The organism is Streptomyces sp. NPDC043870 (genome assembly GCF_056435785.1).
The window spans coordinates 10,662-26,948 of sequence record NZ_JBWKDT010000023.1; the positions used below are offsets into that span (position 1 = coordinate 10,662).

14 protein-coding genes, 1 tRNA gene and 1 pseudogene are annotated in these 16,287 nt (G+C 70.4%); 11 read left to right on the forward strand and 5 right to left on the reverse strand.

The window, feature by feature from the left end; all coding sequences use genetic code 11:
- Nucleotides 1–1,603 (reverse strand): annotated as a pseudogene (locus AC0699_RS25125) (SUKH-4 family immunity protein); the annotation flags it as partial.
- Between the two features lie 8 nt (nucleotides 1,604–1,611).
- Nucleotides 1,612–2,589: an SMI1/KNR4 family protein gene (locus AC0699_RS25130; protein ID WP_478664178.1), complete on the reverse strand. Its 978-nt coding sequence runs from the start codon at nucleotides 2,587–2,589 to the stop codon at nucleotides 1,612–1,614.
- 253 nt (nucleotides 2,590–2,842) lie between these two features.
- On the opposite strand from AC0699_RS25130, the gene AC0699_RS25135 reads away from it, so the two are divergent.
- Together AC0699_RS25135 and AC0699_RS25140 are read left to right on the forward strand one after the other, a co-directional pair.
- Nucleotides 2,843–3,352 (forward strand): YwqJ-related putative deaminase, encoded by a 510-nt coding sequence (locus AC0699_RS25135; protein WP_478664180.1) that lies wholly within the window; start codon nucleotides 2,843–2,845, stop codon nucleotides 3,350–3,352.
- Nucleotides 3,353–3,362: 10 nt separating this feature from the next.
- A complete protein-coding gene (locus AC0699_RS25140) occupies nucleotides 3,363–3,857 on the forward strand; it encodes an SUKH-3 domain-containing protein (protein ID WP_478664183.1) in 495 nt (164 codons plus the stop codon).
- An 81-nt stretch (nucleotides 3,858–3,938) separates the two neighbouring features.
- Here the strand turns inward: AC0699_RS25140 and AC0699_RS25145 are convergent, their stop codons facing one another.
- Nucleotides 3,939–5,255 (reverse strand): sensor histidine kinase, encoded by a 1,317-nt coding sequence (locus tag AC0699_RS25145; RefSeq protein ID WP_478664186.1) that lies wholly within the window; start codon nucleotides 5,253–5,255, stop codon nucleotides 3,939–3,941.
- A gap of 197 nt (nucleotides 5,256–5,452) precedes the next feature.
- On the opposite strand from AC0699_RS25145, the gene AC0699_RS25150 reads away from it, so the two are divergent.
- The 7 genes from AC0699_RS25150 (at nucleotide 5,453) to AC0699_RS25180 (ending at nucleotide 11,050) form a co-directional block, all read left to right on the forward strand.
- Nucleotides 5,453–5,524, forward strand: a tRNA-Gln gene (locus tag AC0699_RS25150).
- A gap of 118 nt (nucleotides 5,525–5,642) precedes the next feature.
- Nucleotides 5,643–7,091, forward strand: coding sequence for a bifunctional UDP-N-acetylglucosamine diphosphorylase/glucosamine-1-phosphate N-acetyltransferase GlmU (glmU, locus tag AC0699_RS25155; RefSeq protein ID WP_478664188.1), 1,449 nt, complete (start codon nucleotides 5,643–5,645; stop codon nucleotides 7,089–7,091).
- Between the two features lie 117 nt (nucleotides 7,092–7,208).
- On the forward strand, nucleotides 7,209–8,183 hold the full coding sequence (locus AC0699_RS25160) for a ribose-phosphate diphosphokinase (RefSeq protein WP_469767239.1): 975 nt from the start codon (nucleotides 7,209–7,211) through the stop codon (nucleotides 8,181–8,183).
- 182 nt (nucleotides 8,184–8,365) lie between these two features.
- On the forward strand, nucleotides 8,366–8,971 hold the full coding sequence (locus AC0699_RS25165; protein WP_478664191.1) for a 50S ribosomal protein L25/general stress protein Ctc: 606 nt from the start codon (nucleotides 8,366–8,368) through the stop codon (nucleotides 8,969–8,971).
- Between the two features lie 97 nt (nucleotides 8,972–9,068).
- Entirely contained in the window at nucleotides 9,069–9,668 is a 600-nt protein-coding gene (gene pth / locus AC0699_RS25170) for an aminoacyl-tRNA hydrolase (RefSeq protein WP_478664194.1), read from the forward strand.
- Nucleotides 9,669–9,733: 65 nt separating this feature from the next.
- Nucleotides 9,734–10,204, forward strand: coding sequence for a hypothetical protein (locus AC0699_RS25175; protein ID WP_478664196.1), 471 nt, complete (start codon nucleotides 9,734–9,736; stop codon nucleotides 10,202–10,204).
- Between the two features lie 174 nt (nucleotides 10,205–10,378).
- On the forward strand, nucleotides 10,379–11,050 hold the full coding sequence (locus AC0699_RS25180; protein ID WP_478664199.1) for an LPXTG cell wall anchor domain-containing protein: 672 nt from the start codon (nucleotides 10,379–10,381) through the stop codon (nucleotides 11,048–11,050).
- A gap of 166 nt (nucleotides 11,051–11,216) precedes the next feature.
- On the opposite strand, the gene ppc is transcribed toward AC0699_RS25180, so the two are convergent.
- Complete coding sequence (gene ppc, locus AC0699_RS25185; protein WP_478664201.1) at nucleotides 11,217–13,946, reverse strand: phosphoenolpyruvate carboxylase; 2,730 nt, start codon at nucleotides 13,944–13,946, stop codon at nucleotides 11,217–11,219.
- 216 nt (nucleotides 13,947–14,162) lie between these two features.
- On the opposite strand from ppc, the gene AC0699_RS25190 reads away from it, so the two are divergent.
- Together AC0699_RS25190 and AC0699_RS25195 are read left to right on the forward strand one after the other, a co-directional pair.
- Nucleotides 14,163–15,143: an acyl-CoA desaturase gene (locus tag AC0699_RS25190; protein ID WP_478664203.1), complete on the forward strand. Its 981-nt coding sequence runs from the start codon at nucleotides 14,163–14,165 to the stop codon at nucleotides 15,141–15,143.
- Nucleotides 15,140–15,814, forward strand: coding sequence for a TetR/AcrR family transcriptional regulator (locus AC0699_RS25195; protein WP_453668396.1), 675 nt, complete (start codon nucleotides 15,140–15,142; stop codon nucleotides 15,812–15,814). Before AC0699_RS25190 ends, AC0699_RS25195 begins: the two co-directional genes overlap by 4 nt.
- Nucleotides 15,815–15,899: 85 nt before the next feature.
- Here the strand turns inward: AC0699_RS25195 and AC0699_RS25200 are convergent, their stop codons facing one another.
- The gene (locus AC0699_RS25200; protein ID WP_478664206.1) at nucleotides 15,900–16,274 is read right to left on the reverse strand and encodes a VOC family protein; all 375 of its coding nucleotides are present in this window, start codon (nucleotides 16,272–16,274) and stop codon (nucleotides 15,900–15,902) included.
- Nucleotides 16,275–16,287: the final 13 nt, after the last annotated feature.

The following is a 16,287-nucleotide window of genomic DNA, read 5'->3' on the forward strand; positions in this document are numbered from 1 at the left end:
GCGGACCGGGCGGCTGGGGCGCACCCGGACCGACCTGACCCGGGCCCGCCAGCATCGTCGCGGCATGGTGCACACCGCCGGGCGGCGTACCGGGAGAACCGGGAGGGCCGGGCGGCTGCGGAGCATTCGGAACCCCCGGCGGACCGGGCGGCTGGGGCGCACCCGGACCGACCTGACCCGGGCCCGCCAGCATCGTCGCGGCATGGTGCACACCGCCGGGCGGCGTACCGGGAGCGGCGGGCGGGGCCTGCGGCGGCTGCGGTCCGTCCGGGCCGAGCTGCGAGACCAGCTGCGTCGGTACGTACCCGCCCGCCGGAGCGCCGGGCGGCGGCGTGGTCGCCGGGCCTGACGGCGGCTGCGCCGCGCCGGGCCGGGCACCGGGGATACCGGGCGCGCCGGGCGGCGGCGGAGTCGTCGGACCGCCGCCGCGCGAAGCACGCGGCGGCAGCACGGCCTTGCTGGTCGCGGCGTCGGCGATGTCACCGGCCGACGGCTGCGGCCCCGGCACCTGCGGCCCCGACGGCTGGGGCCCCGGCACCTGCGGTCCTGGCACCTGCGGGTCGAGCGCGGGGGCAACGGCGGTACGCGGCAGCTGGCTGCCGCCCGACATCAGCGCGGTCGGCGCGTCCGCACCCACCGACGGCGGCGGGGTGTCGTCCTCGTCCGTACCGGCCAGCGGCGGCGCGAACACCGTCGCCGGCAACGGCACGGAACCGTCCTCCGCCGCGGCATTCGTGTCGGTCCCGGCCCACGGAGTCCCCTGCCCGGGCGCCGCGGGCACCCCGTCGGAGGCGGTGGGCTCGTAGTGGCCACCGCCGGCGGCAGGCCAGCCGGCCGCCGGCGTCGACGGCGAAGGCACGGAAGGTGCGGGACCCGCGGAAGGTGCGGGAGCCGCGGAAGGTGCAGGAGCCCCGGGAGCCGCGGGAGAGGAATCCGCGCCGGTGCCCGCGGTAGGGGCACCCTGCGACGGGCCACCGGCCGCCGGGGCCGGGGAGGCCTCGGGCGTCGGTGCGGAAGCGGGAGCCGCCGAGCCCGGCCAGGCATCACCGCCGACATGCGAGCCACGACCAGCGGTACCACCACCGGGCACATCGGCACCCGCCGAAGCCGCCGCCGCAGAAGCACCCGCACCCGTCGCCGCCGGCGAGCCCGCCACCGGGCCCGCGCCCGCCGGAGATTCACCGGCACCCGCGCTCGCACCGGCACCGGCACCCGCGCCCTGGTCCGCAATGCCCAGCTTGTCCGCCGCGTCCTGCAGCCACTCCGGCGGACTCAACAGGAACGACGTCTGGTTCAGATCGATCCGCTCCGGCTGCGCCACGACCGGCGCCGCCGCCACGTCCGGAGTGCCGTACTCCTCCTCGTAACGACGGATCACCTCACCCACCGGCAGCCCCGGCCACAGCGTGGCCTCCCCGCTGTCCCGGGCGATCACCAGCCGCTGCCGCCCGCCGTCCGACGTCGGACCGTCCGCACGGTCCTCCGCCCACACCACGAAGCCCAGCTCGAACTCCCGCACCCGCACCTCACGATGCTGATACGCGGGCACATCGCCGTTGACCCACTCTTCCGCGCGCTCCTGCGCCTGCGCGAAGGTCACCATCGAGAAGCTCACTCCCCCACCGGAACGGCGCGCGCGAAGCCGCCGTCCACCATCAGGTTCGCCACGGTCTCCAGTTCGGGCGGATTACCCGCCAGCCGGGACAGGAACACGTCGAAGTCCTCGCCGCACGGCAGCAACAGCCGCTCCACGCGGTCGGCGACCGTCAAGCCGTCCCGGTCGCGGGCGTCGTCGTACGCGCAGAACCACACCGAACCGACATCGCCGCCCCGGACCTTGACCGCCAGCAGCCCGCCCTGGACGAAACCGACGCCCAGATAGTCCTTCGTCAGATGGTCCCGCAGACACTTGTTGACATACACGAGGTCATTGACCGCGGCCTCCTCACGCACCGTGAAGAACGGCTGGTCGACCAGCAGCCCCAACTCCGCGTCGAGCGCGGCCCCCACCGGCGCACACCCGCCCGCCGCCTTCAGGAAGGAGCGGTACGCACCCGGCAGGCGGTACCCCAAGTCCTCCTCCACACCCAGCAGTTGCTGCTCGGTCACCGACACCGCCCCCTTGGGCAGGCCGAAGTGCGCGGGCCGGGTCTCCTGCAGCGGACGCGTACCCCGCTTGGCGTGATCGACCGCGGTCGTCGCGATACCGCCGTGATGACGCAGCAGCGCCTTCACCTCGACCGGCACCAGCTCCAGCCGGCGGCCGCCCGCGGCGTGGTGCCACGTCCAGCCGTGCGGCGTCGCCACCGCCGGGATGGTGTCCCACAGCTCATGACCGTCGGCGTGCAGCGCCGCGTTCGCCGATACGTAGTCGGTGAGCCGCAGTTCGTCGACACCGAAACCCTCAGGAGGCTCGGCGATCTCCGCGGCGGCACGCGCATACGGCGAGAAGTCCGGAAAGCCGTTCTCGTCCACTCGTACACCCATGGGGTGACGAGCGGCCCTGACCGGGTCCGGGAAGTGCACGACCTGCCCGGCGTAGGCCGCGTTCGGTGGCGCGGCTTGCTGCCCGAGCCGACCTGTCGTCATGGCGGTTGCCCCCTGCTGCGTCTGGCTGGTTCACCACAGCCTATGCGGTGCGGCAACAGCGAGTACCGCCCCTCCGCTTCCGTAACGAACCGTCACTCCCATGTGACCCTGAGCCGAAGGCAGCACGACACAGTTGCACGTTTCAGTCACCCCGCTTCCTTACCTGCCGCCCCATTTGGCAGGCTGTCCCAGCAACTCGGGGGCAGTGTCCGTCAGCGGCTGACGCCGCGGGCACGGGAGGGACAACAGCACGATGCACACGGCACCATCAGTCACAACAGGTGACCCCAGACTCAGCTGGAGCAGCGCGGAGGCCGACGGCCGCCCGCCCGAACTCCGCTTCCGCCGCGACGGAATCCTGCCAACCGTGGCCGCAGCACTCTCCGTGCGCGGCGAAACCCTCACCTGCACCGCCGGCAAGGGCGACCAGCCGCCCCTGCTGCACCCCCTCGTCCAGGACTTCCTCGACACCCTCACCAGCGGCCAGCGGGAGCGCTTCACCGGCCGCTGCCCCGAAGCGATCCTGCTCTCCCGCCACCTCACCGCCACCGACGCCGCCCGCTCCAAACGCGCACAGCGCAAACCCCTCACCCAGGGCGAAGCACGCCGCTCCCTCAAACACGCCAAACTCACCGCCCGCCGCATCCGCGAGGACGGCGACCCCCTCCACGGCAGCTACGCCGCACCCTGCCGCTCCTGTACGGCGATGCTCGCCCACTTCGGCGTCCGTACCGTCGACCCGACCCAGACCCAGAACGGCTGAACGCACACCCATGCCCGACCACCCCCTCAGCACCACCCGCTTCCCCGTCGCCGTCGACGCCGCACTGCGCGACGCGGGCTGGCAGCCGGGCCGCTGGGACATCAAACAGGCCGAACACTGGGCCGACGCCCTGCGCGCCCACGTCTCACCCGGCGGCCACCGGCACGCCGTCTTCCCCGCCGCGGTCGAAGCCTGGGCCGAATTCGGCACACTCCTCCTCGCCCCACCCGGCCCCGGCCGGCAGACAGCACCCACAGCCGTACGCTTCGACCCGCTCGCCGGACTCCACCTCGCCCGCACCCTCGGCGACCTCGGACGAGCCCTCGACACCGAAATCGCCCCCCTCGGAGAAGAGGGCGACGCCCAAGCGGTCCTCGCCATCGACACCGAAGGCCGCGTCTACAGCCTCGACCACACCGGCGACTGGTACCTCGGCCCGGACCTGGACCAGGCCCTCATCACACTGGTCACCGGCGCCCAGCCGGCACGACTGACGACATCCTGAGACAGCCCGACCGCGGCTCCCCACCGGTACGGACCGAGAACCGCGCGCGCCGGACGGGCGGCCCGGCCGGCCCGGCAGGCACTACGCCGCCGGCGCATCCATCGGCAGCACCGCCGACACCCGGAACCCACCCGCGTCCGTCGGACCCGACACGAACACACCGCCCAGCGCCGACACCCGCTCCCGCATCCCCACCAGTCCGTTCCCCCCACTCGGCAGACCCGCATCCGCCACACCACGCTCCGACGGACCGTTCTCCACCTGCATCGCGATCTCCGCCTCACGATGAGCGACCCGGACCCACGTCTTCGCACCCGCCGCATGCTTGTGCACGTTCGTCAACGCCTCCTGCACCACCCGGAACGCCGTCTGCTCGACCTCCGGCCGGTATCCCCGCGTCTCGCCGTGCACCGTCAGCTCCACGGCCATCCCCGCCTGCCGGGACTGCTCCACCAGCGGCTCCAGATCCGCCAGCGAAGGACCGTCCCCCGCCGCCGCAGCGGCGGCAGCAGCCGCGGCCACCCCGACAGCCGCCAACGGCACCGGCTCCGCCGCCCGCGCCGCGACCTCCTCACCGGCCCGCAGCACCCCGAGCATCTCCCGCAGCTCCGTCAACGCCTGCCGGCCCATGTCCCCGACCAGCGCCGCGTTCCGCACCGCCTTCTGCGGATCCTTCAACGCCACCGCCTGCAACGCCGCCGCATGCACCACCATCAGACTCACCCGGTGCGCGACCACGTCGTGCATCTCCCGCGCGATCCGCGTCCGCTCCTCCGTACGCGCCCACTGCGCCCGCTGCTCCGCACGGTCCGCCAGCAGCGACAGCTCCTGCTCCAGGCTGTCGGCCCGCTCCCGCAAGCTCTCCATCAGCCTCCGCCGCGCCCCGACATACAGACCGAGCAGCAACGGCGGCGCGGTCAGCCCGATCGACATCACGACGGACACCACCGGCACGTACCAGGGCCCCGGATCGAAGTCCGCGGAGACCACGTCCTGCTGGGTCCTCACAAAGGTGACGATCAACGTCCCCAACAGCGACATCCCGGCCAACGCGGCGATGATCCGCCGGGGCGCCTCCGAGGCCGCGAGCGTGTAGAGCCCGACGATCCCCATCAGGAAACCCATCTCGGCCGGCGTGATCGCGATCGAGACGAGCACCACACCGACCGGCCACCGCCGCCGCAGCACCAGTGCCGACCCGGCGATCAGCCCGAAGACCACCCCGAACGCCACCGGCAACGCCGCCGTGTCCGCGAACCGGACCCCCTCCAGCGCACACTCCACCGCGGACACGAGCGCGAGCCCGACGTCCAACACGACACTGCGCCGCCGCCCCCACCACAGCCAGGCCCGGGCGTTCCCGCCCGCAGCGTCCTGGTGTGCCCCCGTTGTGGTCATGTCTCCCAGCCTACGGAAGCGCGCGAACGATTTTCCGGCGACTGCAACAGCACGAAACGTCATCGAACACGGACGCAACGCACACCGACGTCACCCAGAGCGCCGATCTCCGCCGTCGCATGGAAGGGGCTTGGTACGGCATAGTGTTGGGTGCCGGTCCGGCGGACTGACCAAGTGTCCGTTTTCGTCGGAATTCATCCCCTGTGGTGTAATTGGCAGCACTGAGGCTTTTGGTGCCTTATGTCCGGGTTCGAGTCCTGGCGGGGGAGCATCGCAGGTTCGGGTCCTGACCTCCACGGTCAGGGCCCGCCCTCATTTCACCCCTGAAACGTGCCGGTATCCTTCGGGTGTCCCCCACCCGAAGCATCGAAGCCGAAGGGCATTCCCGTGAGCGCCAACCGCCCGGCCGCCGTCGTCGTCCTCGCAGCGGGTGAGGGCACCCGCATGAAGTCGAAGACCCCCAAGGTCCTGCATGAAATCGCCGGGCGCTCGCTCGTCGGACATGTCGTGTCCGCCGCCCGTGAGCTGGAGCCGGAGCAGCTGGTCGTGGTCGTCGGTCACGCGAGTGAGCAGGTCAGGGAGCATCTCGCCACCCACTACGCCGGTACGCGCACGGCGTTCCAGGCCGAGCAGAACGGGACGGGGCACGCCGTCCGTATGGCGCTCGAGGAGCTCGGGCAGGCGCCCGAGGGCACCGTGGTGGTCGTCTGCGGGGACACTCCCCTTCTTTCCGGTGAGACGCTGACGGCGCTCACCGCGACGCACGCCGCCGACGGGAATGCCGTGACCGTGCTGACGGCCGAGGTCCCGGATTCCACCGGCTACGGCCGGATCGTGCGGGACGCGGCGACCGGTGCGGTCACCGCGATCGTGGAGCACAAGGACGCGACCGAGGCCGAGCGGGCGATCAGTGAGATCAACTCCGGCGTGTTCGCGTTCGACGGGCAGCTGCTCGCGGATGCGCTGGGCAAGGTGCGTACGGACAACAGCCAGGGCGAGGAGTACCTCACCGATGTGCTGGGGATCCTGCGCGAGGCGGGGCACCGGGTCGGGGCCTCGGTCGCGGGTGATCACCGGGAGATCCTGGGCATCAACAACCGTGTGCAGCTCGCGGAGGCCCGCGGGCTGCTGAACGAGCGGCTGCTGGAGCGGGCGATGATGGCCGGCGTGACGGTCGTCGATCCGGCGTCGGTGCTCGTCGACGTGACGGTGACGTTCGAGCGGGACGCGGTGATCCACCCGGGTACGCAGTTGCTGGGCGCCACGCACGTCGCGGAGGACGCCGAGGTCGGCCCGAACACCCGGCTGAGGGACACGACTGTCGGCAGGGGCGCCCGGGTCGACAACACGGTGGCCGAGGGCGCGGTGATCGGCGAGTCGGCGTCCGTCGGCCCGTACGCCTATCTCCGCCCGGGTACGAAGCTCGGTCTGAAGGCCAAGGCAGGCACGTACGTGGAGATGAAGAACGCCACGATCGGCGAGGGCACGAAGGTTCCCCATCTGTCGTACGTCGGTGACGCGACGATCGGCGAGTACACGAACATCGGCGCCGCGAGCGTCTTCGTGAACTACGACGGCGAGGCGAAGCACCACACGACGATCGGGTCCCACTGCAAGACGGGCTCGGACAACATGTTTGTTGCTCCTGTCACAGTCGGGGACGGCGCGTACACCGCGGCGGGCTCCGTCATCACCAAGGATGTGCCGCCCGGTTCGCTTGCCGTGGCCCGTGGCCAGCAGCGGAATATCGAGGGTTGGGTGGCTCGTAAGCGTCCGGGAAGCGCGGCGGCGCAGGCTGCCGCGGAGGCGGGCAGGCAGGTCGACGCCGAGGGCTGACCGGAAACAGGTGCGCCAATCTCGGCGTACCGTGATACGTGCACACGATTCGGCTGGCTCGCCGCACCAGGGACGGGCGGATCAGCGGCAGAGAAACACGTCTGAGGAGACAGTGCTGTGACCGGGATCAAGACGACCGGCGAGAAGAAGCTGATGCTCTTCTCCGGCCGCGCCCACCCCGAGCTGGCCGAAGAGGTCGCACATCAGCTGGGTGTCGGTCTCGTGCCGACCAAGGCTTTCGACTTCGCGAACGGTGAGATCTACGTCCGCTTCCAGGAGTCGGCGCGTGGCGCGGACTGCTTCCTGATCCAGAGCCACACGGCTCCGATCAACAAGTGGATCATGGAGCAGTTGATCATGCTCGATGCTCTGAAGCGGGCCTCGGCCCGGAGCATCACGGTGATCGTCCCGTTCTACGGTTACGCCCGTCAGGACAAGAAGCACCGTGGCCGGGAGCCGATCTCGGCGCGTCTGGTCGCGGATCTGATGAAGACCGCGGGTGCCGACCGCATCCTCACGGTGGATCTGCACACGGATCAGATCCAGGGCTTCTTCGACGGCCCGGTGGACCACCTCTTCGCGCTGCCGCTGCTCGCGGACTACGTGGGTGCGAAGGTCGACCGTTCGAAGCTGACGGTGGTGTCCCCGGACGCCGGCCGTGTGCGTGTGGCCGACCGCTGGTGCGACCGGCTGGACGCGCCGCTGGCGATCGTGCACAAGCGCCGCGACAAGGACGTGGCGAACCAGGTCACCGTCCATGAGGTGGTCGGCAATGTCGAGGGCCGGGTCTGTGTCCTGGTCGACGACATGATCGACACGGGTGGCACGATCTGTGCGGCCGCGGACGCGCTGTTCGCGCACGGCGCGGAGGACGTCATCGTGACGGCGACGCACGGTGTGCTGTCCGGTCCGGCAGCGGACCGTCTGAAGAACTCCAAGGTGAGTGAGTTCGTGTTCACGAACACGCTGCCCGACCCGAACAATCTGGAGCTCGACAAGATCACGGTCCTGTCGATCGCTCCGACGATCGCGCGTGCGGTGCGTGAGGTATTCGAGGACGGTTCGGTGACGAGCCTCTTCGAGGAGCAGTGAGTTAGCCGGCGCCGGCTAGATCGATTTCTGGGGCGGCCTCCCCGCCGAGTACACTGTCGAAGTTGCTCGGCGAGGGAGGCCGTACTCGTTTGTACGGCGGTCCGTTATCGACGCGCTCTTCGTAGCAGGCCAGTCGTGGCCGGGTGACCGTTCCTGTTCGTCACCACATACGAGGAGTGCATATGTCCGAGGTGAAGCTCGCCACCGAGACCCGTACCGAGTTCGGCAAGGGTGCCGCGCGCCGCATCCGCCGCGAGAACAAGGTTCCGGGTGTTCTGTACGGCCACGGCGTCGACCCGATCCACCTCACGCTGCCGGGTCACGACCTGCTGCTCGCCCTGCGTACCCCGAACGTTCTGCTGTCGCTGGACATCGAGGGCAAGACGGAGCTGGCGATCCCGAAGTCCGTGCAGCGTGACCCGCTGAAGGGCTTCCTGGAGCACGTCGACCTGCTGCTGGTGAAGCGCGGCGAGAAGGTCACGGTCGAGGTTCCGGTGGCCACCGAGGGCGAGCTGGCCCCGGGCGGCAACCTGCTGGAGCACGTTCTCAACGCGCTGCCGGTCGAGGCCGAGGCCACCCACATCCCCGAGTCCTTCACCGTCTCCGTCGAGGGCCTGGAGGCCGGTGCCTCCGTTCTCGCCAAGGACGTCGCGCTGCCGAACGGCGTGACCCTGGCCGTCGAGGAGGACGCTGTCGTGCTGCAGGTCCTGGCCGCGCAGGCCGAGGAGCCGACGGGCGAGGGCGAGGAGGCTGCCGAGGGCGAGGCCGCCGAGGCCACCGAGGCCTGAGCCGTACGCTCTGCTTGACGGGGTGGCGGGCCACGCGGCCTGCCACCCCGTTTGCTGTAGGTATACGGGTACGGGTACGCGAGGAGACGCGACGGACATGACGACGGACGACGCCAACGCCCCTTGGCTGATCGTGGGGCTCGGTAATCCGGGGCCGGGTTATGCGGCGAACCGCCACAACGTGGGGTTCATGGTGGCCGATCTGCTCGCCGAGCGCGTGGGCGGGAAGTTCAAGCGGGCGACGAAGGCGCAGGCGCAGGTCGTCGAGGGCCGAATCGGTTCGCCCGGGCCGGCGAGCCGGCGGGTCGTTATCGCCAAGCCCATGTCGTACATGAATCTGTCGGGCGGTCCGGTGACGGCGCTGCGGGATTTCTACAAGGTTCCGACGGCACACATCGTTGCGGTCCATGACGAGCTGGACATCGACTACGGCGTTCTGCGGCTGAAGCTGGGCGGCGGGGACAACGGGCACAACGGTCTGAAGTCGATGACGAAGGCGATGGGCGCGGACTACCACCGGGTGCGGTTCGGGATCGGTCGTCCGCCGGGGCGGATGCAGGTCGCCGACTTCGTGCTGAAGGATTTCTCGTCGGCGGAGCGCAAGGAGCTGGACTACTTCGTGGACCGGGCGGCGGACTCGGTGGAGTGTCTGGTGACGGAGGGTCTGGAGCGGGCGCAGAGCGCGTACAACTCCTGACAACCCCGACGAACCTCTAGCCAAAGGTTGACCGAGCGCGGTCGCTTGCCGAAGGATCGCGCCCCATGAAGCGGAACTCCTCCGGCCGGATGCTCGACCACGGCCGCCGTGTGGCCATGGTCCTGGTCGCCCTGCTGCTGCTCGTCGCCGGAGTCTGGACGTCCTGGGCCACGGCTCAGCACGTCCTGCTCGCCAAGGGCCGCGAGCACGGCACGCTCACTGTCGCCAGCTGCGGCGAGAAGACCTGCACGGGGCCGTTCGACCCCGAGGGCTCCGGCGCCGCGCGCAAGGGCGTGGTCATCGAGCGGTCGGTCGCCGTCACCAAGGGCGCCACGCTCCAGGTCGTCGTGAAGCCCGGCACCGACGAGGTCGTCCGCACCGGCTGGCCCGGCGCGCTCCACGCCTGGCTCCCCTTCGGCGGCGCGCTCCTGCTGGCCGCCTGCGTCATCGGCGGCGGCCTTCGTATGACCCGCACGGCCTGGGCGACGGCAGCGGCGGGCGGAGCGCTGTTGGTGGGCGCGTTCTTCGCGCTCTGACAAGCCCGGCCGTTACCGGAACGACGCATTCACAGGATCGTTACCGAGGAGTATTCGGGCAACTGGCAGCGCTTGGGGCGGATTGCGTCAGCACACGTATTGACGGCCCGGCTCAGCCGACAGGAAGCTGAGCCGCCCCCCACGGCATTCCCCTTCTCCCCTGTTGGACTGCCCATGCGCATGCTCACTTCCACCGGCGCGGTGGTGACGGCCGCGGTCTGCTCGCTGCTGCTCGCCCCTTCCGCGCTCGCCACCCCGTCCGGCGACAACGGCACCGTGAAGATCCACGACGCCAGGACCGGCGAAGAACTCCGCAAGAACGAGCCGCACGTCTGCACCTTCTACCTCGACGCCTTCGGATTCGACGCCGGTCAGGAGGTCGACTGGCGTATCGAGGTCTGGGCCCCGACCGCCGGCGTCAAGGGCGAGGAGGTCGAGTCCGGTTCACTGACGCTCGACGGCTCCGGCCACGGCCGGACCGCGGACCTGTCCCTTCCCGACGGCCACTACAAGCTGTTCTGGAACTTCGACGGCGAGCACGGCAGCGCCAAGCACAAGGTGTTCTGGACCGACTGCGCGTCCGAGGACACCAAGCCGGGCGACAAGCCCGGTGACAAGCCGGGCGACAAGCCCTCGGCCGAGCCCTCGGCCCCGGCGGACGAGGCGCCCTCCACGCCCGCGGACGACCGGCCCACCCCGGCTCCGTCCGTGAAGGGCGACTCCGGAGACCTCGCCGAGACCGGTTCGAGCGCACCCGTGGGCGCGCTCTCGGCGGTCGCGGCTGCTCTCGTCGCGGGCGGCGGCTACCTGGTGATGCGCCGCCGCAAGGCCCAGCAGCAGCACTGACGGCCGACGGGATTCCTGGCGCGCACGAGCCGCCCCGGCTGGGGTGAAAGCTCTGCCGCTGCGCGGCGGGCTCCGGGCGTAGCCCAGGAATTCCTTCAGGGCCCAGGAACACCGCCGGCCGGCGCCTGACGGCGCCGGCCGGCGGTGTTCGAGTCGGGGCCGGGCGTCAGCCCGTGTTGCGGAGGCCCGCCGCGACGCCGTTGACCGTCAGGAGCAGGGCTCGTGACAGCAGCGGGTCGGCGGCCTCGCCGCGTTCCGCGGCGGAGCGCTGCCGGGCCAGCAGGGCAACCTGGAGGTAGGAGATCGGGTCCAGGTACGCGTCCCTGATCGCGAAGGTCTGCTGAAGCACAGGGTTGGAGTCGAGCAGCTGCTCACCGCCCGTGACCCGCAGCACCTCACGCACTGTCAGCTCGTGCTCCGCCTCGATGTCGTCGAAGACGTGCTTCAGCTCGTCCGGCACCAGCGTGTCCACGTAGTGCCGGGCGATCCGCAGGTCCGTCTTGGCGAGTGTCATCTCCACGTTCGAGATGAAGTTCCGGAAGAAGTGCCACTGCTCGTACATCTCCTCCAGGACGGAGTCGGGCCCCGCCTCGCGCAGGGCGCGCAGTCCGGATCCGACGCCGAACCAGCCCGGCACGATCTGCCGTGACTGGGTCCAGCCGAAGACCCACGGGATGGCCCGCAGTCCGTCCAGGCCCGCCCCGCTGTCGGGGCGGCGCGAAGGCCGCGAGCCCAGGTGCAGGTCGGCGAGCTGGTCGACGGGTGTGGAGGCGAAGAAGTACGCGGGCAGGTCGGGGTCCTCCACGAGGCGGCGGTACGCGGAGTGTGCCGCGTCCGAGACCGTGTCCATCGCGGCGTCCCAGCGTGCGAGCGCCTCGTCGGACTGCCGCGGCGCGGTGTGCAGGGCGGATGCCTGCAGTGTGGCGGCGACGGTCAGTTCGAGGTTCTCCCTGGCCAGGGACGGGATCAGGTACTTGTCGGAGATGACCTCGCCCTGCTCGGTCACCTTGATCTCGCCCTCCAGCGTGCCCCAGGGCTGCGCGAGGATCGCGTCGTGCGAGGGGCCGCCGCCGCGGCCGACCGTCCCCCCGCGGCCGTGGAACAGCCTCAGGCGGACTCCGTAGCGGTGAGCGACGTCCCTCAGCCTCCGCTGTGCCCGGTGGATCTCCCACTGCGAGGTGGTGATGCCGCCGAACTTGGAGGAGTCGGAGTAGCCGAGCATGACCTCCTGGACGTCGCCGCGCAGCGAGACGAGACGGCGGTACGAGGGGTCGGCGAGCATTCCGTCGAGGATGACGTCCGCGGCCTTCAGCTCGTCGGTGGTCTCCAGCAGCGGCACGATGCCGATCTTCGCCCAGCCGGCGTGCAGATCGATCAGCCCGGCCTCGCGGGCGAGCACGGCGGCCGCGAAGACATCGTCGGCGCCCTGGCACATCGAGATGATGTACGACTCGATGACCTCGGGCCCGAAGCGTTCGAAGGCTTCCTTCACGGTGTGGAAGACACCGAGGGTCTTGGCTCCGGCGGCGTCCAGCGGCGCGGGCGTGGGGGCGAGCGGCCGCCGCGAGCGGAGTTCCTTGGCGAGCAGCTTCTGCCGGTAGTCGCGGGGCATGTCGGCGTAGCGCCAGGACTCCTCGCCGAGCCGGTCGAAGAGCTGGCCGAGCGCGTGGTGGTGGGCGTCGGCGTGCTCGCGTACGTCCATCGTCGCGAGCTGCAGTCCGAAGGCGGCGAGCGTGCGGATCGTACGGTCGAGGCGGCCGTCGGCGAACAGTCCGCCGCGGTGCTCGCGCAGTGACGTCTGGATCAGTTCCAGGTCGTGGAGGAGCTCGGCCGTGCCGAGGTAGTCGCGGCCGCTCTCGTGGGCCGTGCCCTTGGCGAGGCGCTTGCGCGTGTTGACGAGCTTCTGGCGGATGCAGGTGGCCTTGAGGCGGTACGGCTCTTCTGCGTTGAGGCGCTTGTAGCGGGGGCTGATCTCGGGGAGGCACTCCAGGTCGCTCTGGAGGGAGCCGAGGAGTTCCTCGGTGGCTCCTGCGTACCTGATCGAGTTGGACAGCAGTCCGCGCAGTGAGTCGATGGCTTCCAGGGCGTCGGTGATGCCGTGCTCGTGCTGGAGGATCAGCACCTCACGGGTGACGTCCGGGGTGACGTTGGGGTTGCCGTCGCGGTCGCCGCCGATCCAGGTGCCGAAGGTGAGGGGCCGGGTGCCGGCCGGCAGCTCGACGCCGACGCGCTCCAGCTCGGCGGCGAGGTCCTCCAGGACGTCGCCGACGGCGCCCGCGTGCAGCTCGTCGAGGTAGTAGATGGCGTTGCGGGCCTCGTCCGCGGGCTCGGGACGTACGACGCGCAGCTCGTCGGTCTGCCAGACGAGGTCGATGTTCTCGGCCAGCCGCAGGTCGTGCCGGCGCCGGTCGCCGGCGATGACCGGGGTCTCCAGCAGCTCGGCGATGCGCCGGAGCTTGTTCAGTACGGACCGGCGCGCGGCCTCGGTGGGGTGCGCCGTGAACACGGGCCGGACGTTCAGGTGCCGGACCGTCTCGCGCAGATGCTCGGGGTCGGCTTCCTTGAGCATGTCGGCGGTGCGGGAGAGCAGTCCGCCTTCGGCGGCGCGGCGCTCGCGCAGCTCGCGTCCGCGGTGCACCTGCTCGGTGACGTTGGCAAGATGGAAATAGGTGGAGAACGCACGTACGAGCTTCGCTGCGGTCTCCAGGTCGGTGTCTCCCAGCAGCGCGGCGGCGGCTTCGCCGTCCGTACGGGTGAGGGCGCGAACGCGTTCGACGAGCTCCAGGAGCTCGGGGCCTTCTTGCCGTACGAGGGTTTCACCCAGGAGATCGCCCAGTCGGCGGATGTCGGAGCGCAGCTCCACGCTGGCGGATGAGGTCTGGTCGGCACTGCTCACAGGTGCGGCTCCTTGCAGTGTTTGAGCACGTCTGGAGGTTTTCTGGAGGCTTGCGGACCGCGCTGTCCGACGACACCCAGGATAGGTGTCCGTTCACGCGCCGTTGTCCACAGCCCTCTTGCCGCGAGGCTTCGCGCTGCCATACTTACGACGCCGTAGGTTACGGATCCGTAGCCTACGGATCGGACACACCTCTCACCCCACAGGGGACACCCCATGACCACAAGCCCCGATGTGATCGACGACGCCCGGAAGCCGTCACCATCCGCCCTGCCCTCCGCCACGCTCGGCGGCGACAAGAAGCGTTCGATCGAGCAGATCGCCCTGCTGCTGTTCATCACGGTGCCCTTTCTCGCCCTGCTCGCCGCGGTGCCGCTGGCCTGGGGCTGGGGCGTGAGCTGGCTCGACCTCGGCCTGATGGTGGCGATGTACTACATCGGTTGCCACGGCATCACGATCGGTTTCCACCGCTATTTCACGCATGGCTCCTTCAAGGCGAAGCGTCCGCTGCGGATCGCGCTCGCGGTCATGGGTTCGCTGGCCGTGGAGGGCCCGCTGGTCCGCTGGGTGGCGGATCACCGCAAGCACCACAAGTTCTCGGACGCCGAGGGTGACCCGCATTCGCCGTGGCGCTTCGGCGAGACGGTCCCGGCGCTGATGAAGGGCCTGTGGTGGGCGCACATCGGCTGGCTGTTCGACGAGGAGCAGACGCCGCAGCACAAGTACGCGCCGGATCTGATCAAGGACCCGGCGATCCGGGCGGTCTCCCGCCAGTTCGTCTACTGGACGATCGTCTCACTGGCGATCCCGCCGCTGGTCGGCGGTCTGGTGACGATGTCCTGGTGGGGCGCGTTCACGGCGTTCTTCTGGGGCTCGCTGGTCCGGGTCGCGCTGCTGCACCACGTCACATGGTCGATCAACTCGATCTGCCACGCCGTGGGCAAGCGCCCCTTCAAGTCGCGTGACCGCTCGGGCAACGTGTGGTGGCTGGCGGTGCTGTCGTGCGGCGAGTCCTGGCACAACCTGCACCACGCGGACCCGACGAGCGCGCGGCACGGTGTGATGCGTGGGCAGATCGACTCCAGCGCGCGGCTGATCCGCTGGTTCGAGCTGGCGGGCTGGGCGTACGACGTGCGCTGGCCGAGCGCGGACCGGATCGACGCCCGGCGCAGGACGGAGGCCGCGGAGGCGGCATGATTGAGGACGTGGCGATCGACGGCAGTAGCAGCAGCAGCGACAGGCCCCGGCGCGGGCGCAGGGTCCGGATGACCGGGGCGGAGCGCCGCCAGCAACTGCTCGACATCGGTCGCACGCTCTTCGCCGAGAAGGGTTTCGAGGGCACGTCGGTGGAGGAGATCGCGGCGAAGGCCGGGGTCTCCAAGCCGGTGGTGTACGAGCACTTCGGCGGCAAGGAAGGTCTATACGCGGTCGTGGTGGACCGGGAGATGCGTCAGCTCCTCGACATGGTGACCGGGGCCCTGACCGCGGGTCATCCGCGTGAGCTGCTGGAGCAGGCTGCGTTCGCCCTGCTCGACTACATCGAGACGTACACGGACGGGTTCCGCATCCTGGTCCGTGACTCGCCGGTGGCCCAGTCCACGGGCACGTTCGCTTCGCTGATCAGCGATATCGCCACGCAGGTCGAGGACATCCTGGGCCTGGAGTTCAAGGCCCGCGGCTTCGATCCGAAGCTGGCTCCGCTGTACGCGCAGGCACTGGTGGGGATGGTCGCGCTGACCGGCCAGTGGTGGCTGGACGCCCGCAAGCCGAAGAAGGCGGAGGTCGCGGCGCATCTGGTGAATCTTGCGTGGCACGGCCTGGACGGTCTGGAGCCGAAGCCGCGGCTGATAGGTCACCGCAAGAGCTGAGCCCGCGGGCACGCATGACCCGGTCGGCGGTCGGTCCGGTCGCCGCGATGGGACGGACCGGTCGCCGACCGGTCGGTTAAACCGATCATGGCGCCGACTCGGGGTCGGACTCCAGGAACTCCAGCCGGTTGCCGACCGGGTCCTCGGAGAAGAAGCGCCGGTGGCCCGGGAGGTCGTGGTCCCAGACGACCTTGGCCCCTTGGGATGCGAGGCGGTCGGCATACGCCTCGATACCGCTGACACGCAGGCCGGGGTGGGCCTTCTTCGCAGGGTGGAAGTCGTTCTGGATGCCGACGTGGAGCTGTACGGCCCCGGCCGTGAACCAGCAGCCGCCGTTGGCGGCGAGGGCCGGGGGCTTGGGGATCTCGGTCATGCCGAGGGCATCGGCGTAGTAGGCGCGCAGGGCGTCCTCGGAGCCCGGTGGCGCGGCGAGCTGGACGTGGTCGAGTGCGGTCAGCACCTGTTTCCCCCTC

Excerpts from the sequence above, each read along its gene's own strand:
- AC0699_RS25130 (WP_478664178.1), bottom strand. The coding sequence starts at position 2,589 with ATGACGACAGGTCGGCTCGGGCAGCAAGCCGCGCCACCGAACGCGGCC.
- AC0699_RS25135 (WP_478664180.1), top strand. The coding sequence starts at position 2,843 with ATGCACACGGCACCATCAGTCACAACAGGTGACCCCAGACTCAGCTGG.
- AC0699_RS25140 (WP_478664183.1), top strand. The coding sequence starts at position 3,363 with ATGCCCGACCACCCCCTCAGCACCACCCGCTTCCCCGTCGCCGTCGAC.
- AC0699_RS25145 (WP_478664186.1), bottom strand. The coding sequence starts at position 5,255 with ATGACCACAACGGGGGCACACCAGGACGCTGCGGGCGGGAACGCCCGG.
- AC0699_RS25165 (WP_478664191.1), top strand. The coding sequence starts at position 8,366 with ATGTCCGAGGTGAAGCTCGCCACCGAGACCCGTACCGAGTTCGGCAAG.
- pth (WP_478664194.1), top strand. The coding sequence starts at position 9,069 with ATGACGACGGACGACGCCAACGCCCCTTGGCTGATCGTGGGGCTCGGT.
- AC0699_RS25175 (WP_478664196.1), top strand. The coding sequence starts at position 9,734 with ATGAAGCGGAACTCCTCCGGCCGGATGCTCGACCACGGCCGCCGTGTG.
- AC0699_RS25180 (WP_478664199.1), top strand. The coding sequence starts at position 10,379 with ATGCGCATGCTCACTTCCACCGGCGCGGTGGTGACGGCCGCGGTCTGC.
- AC0699_RS25190 (WP_478664203.1), top strand. The coding sequence starts at position 14,163 with ATGACCACAAGCCCCGATGTGATCGACGACGCCCGGAAGCCGTCACCA.
- AC0699_RS25195 (WP_453668396.1), top strand. The coding sequence starts at position 15,140 with ATGATTGAGGACGTGGCGATCGACGGCAGTAGCAGCAGCAGCGACAGG.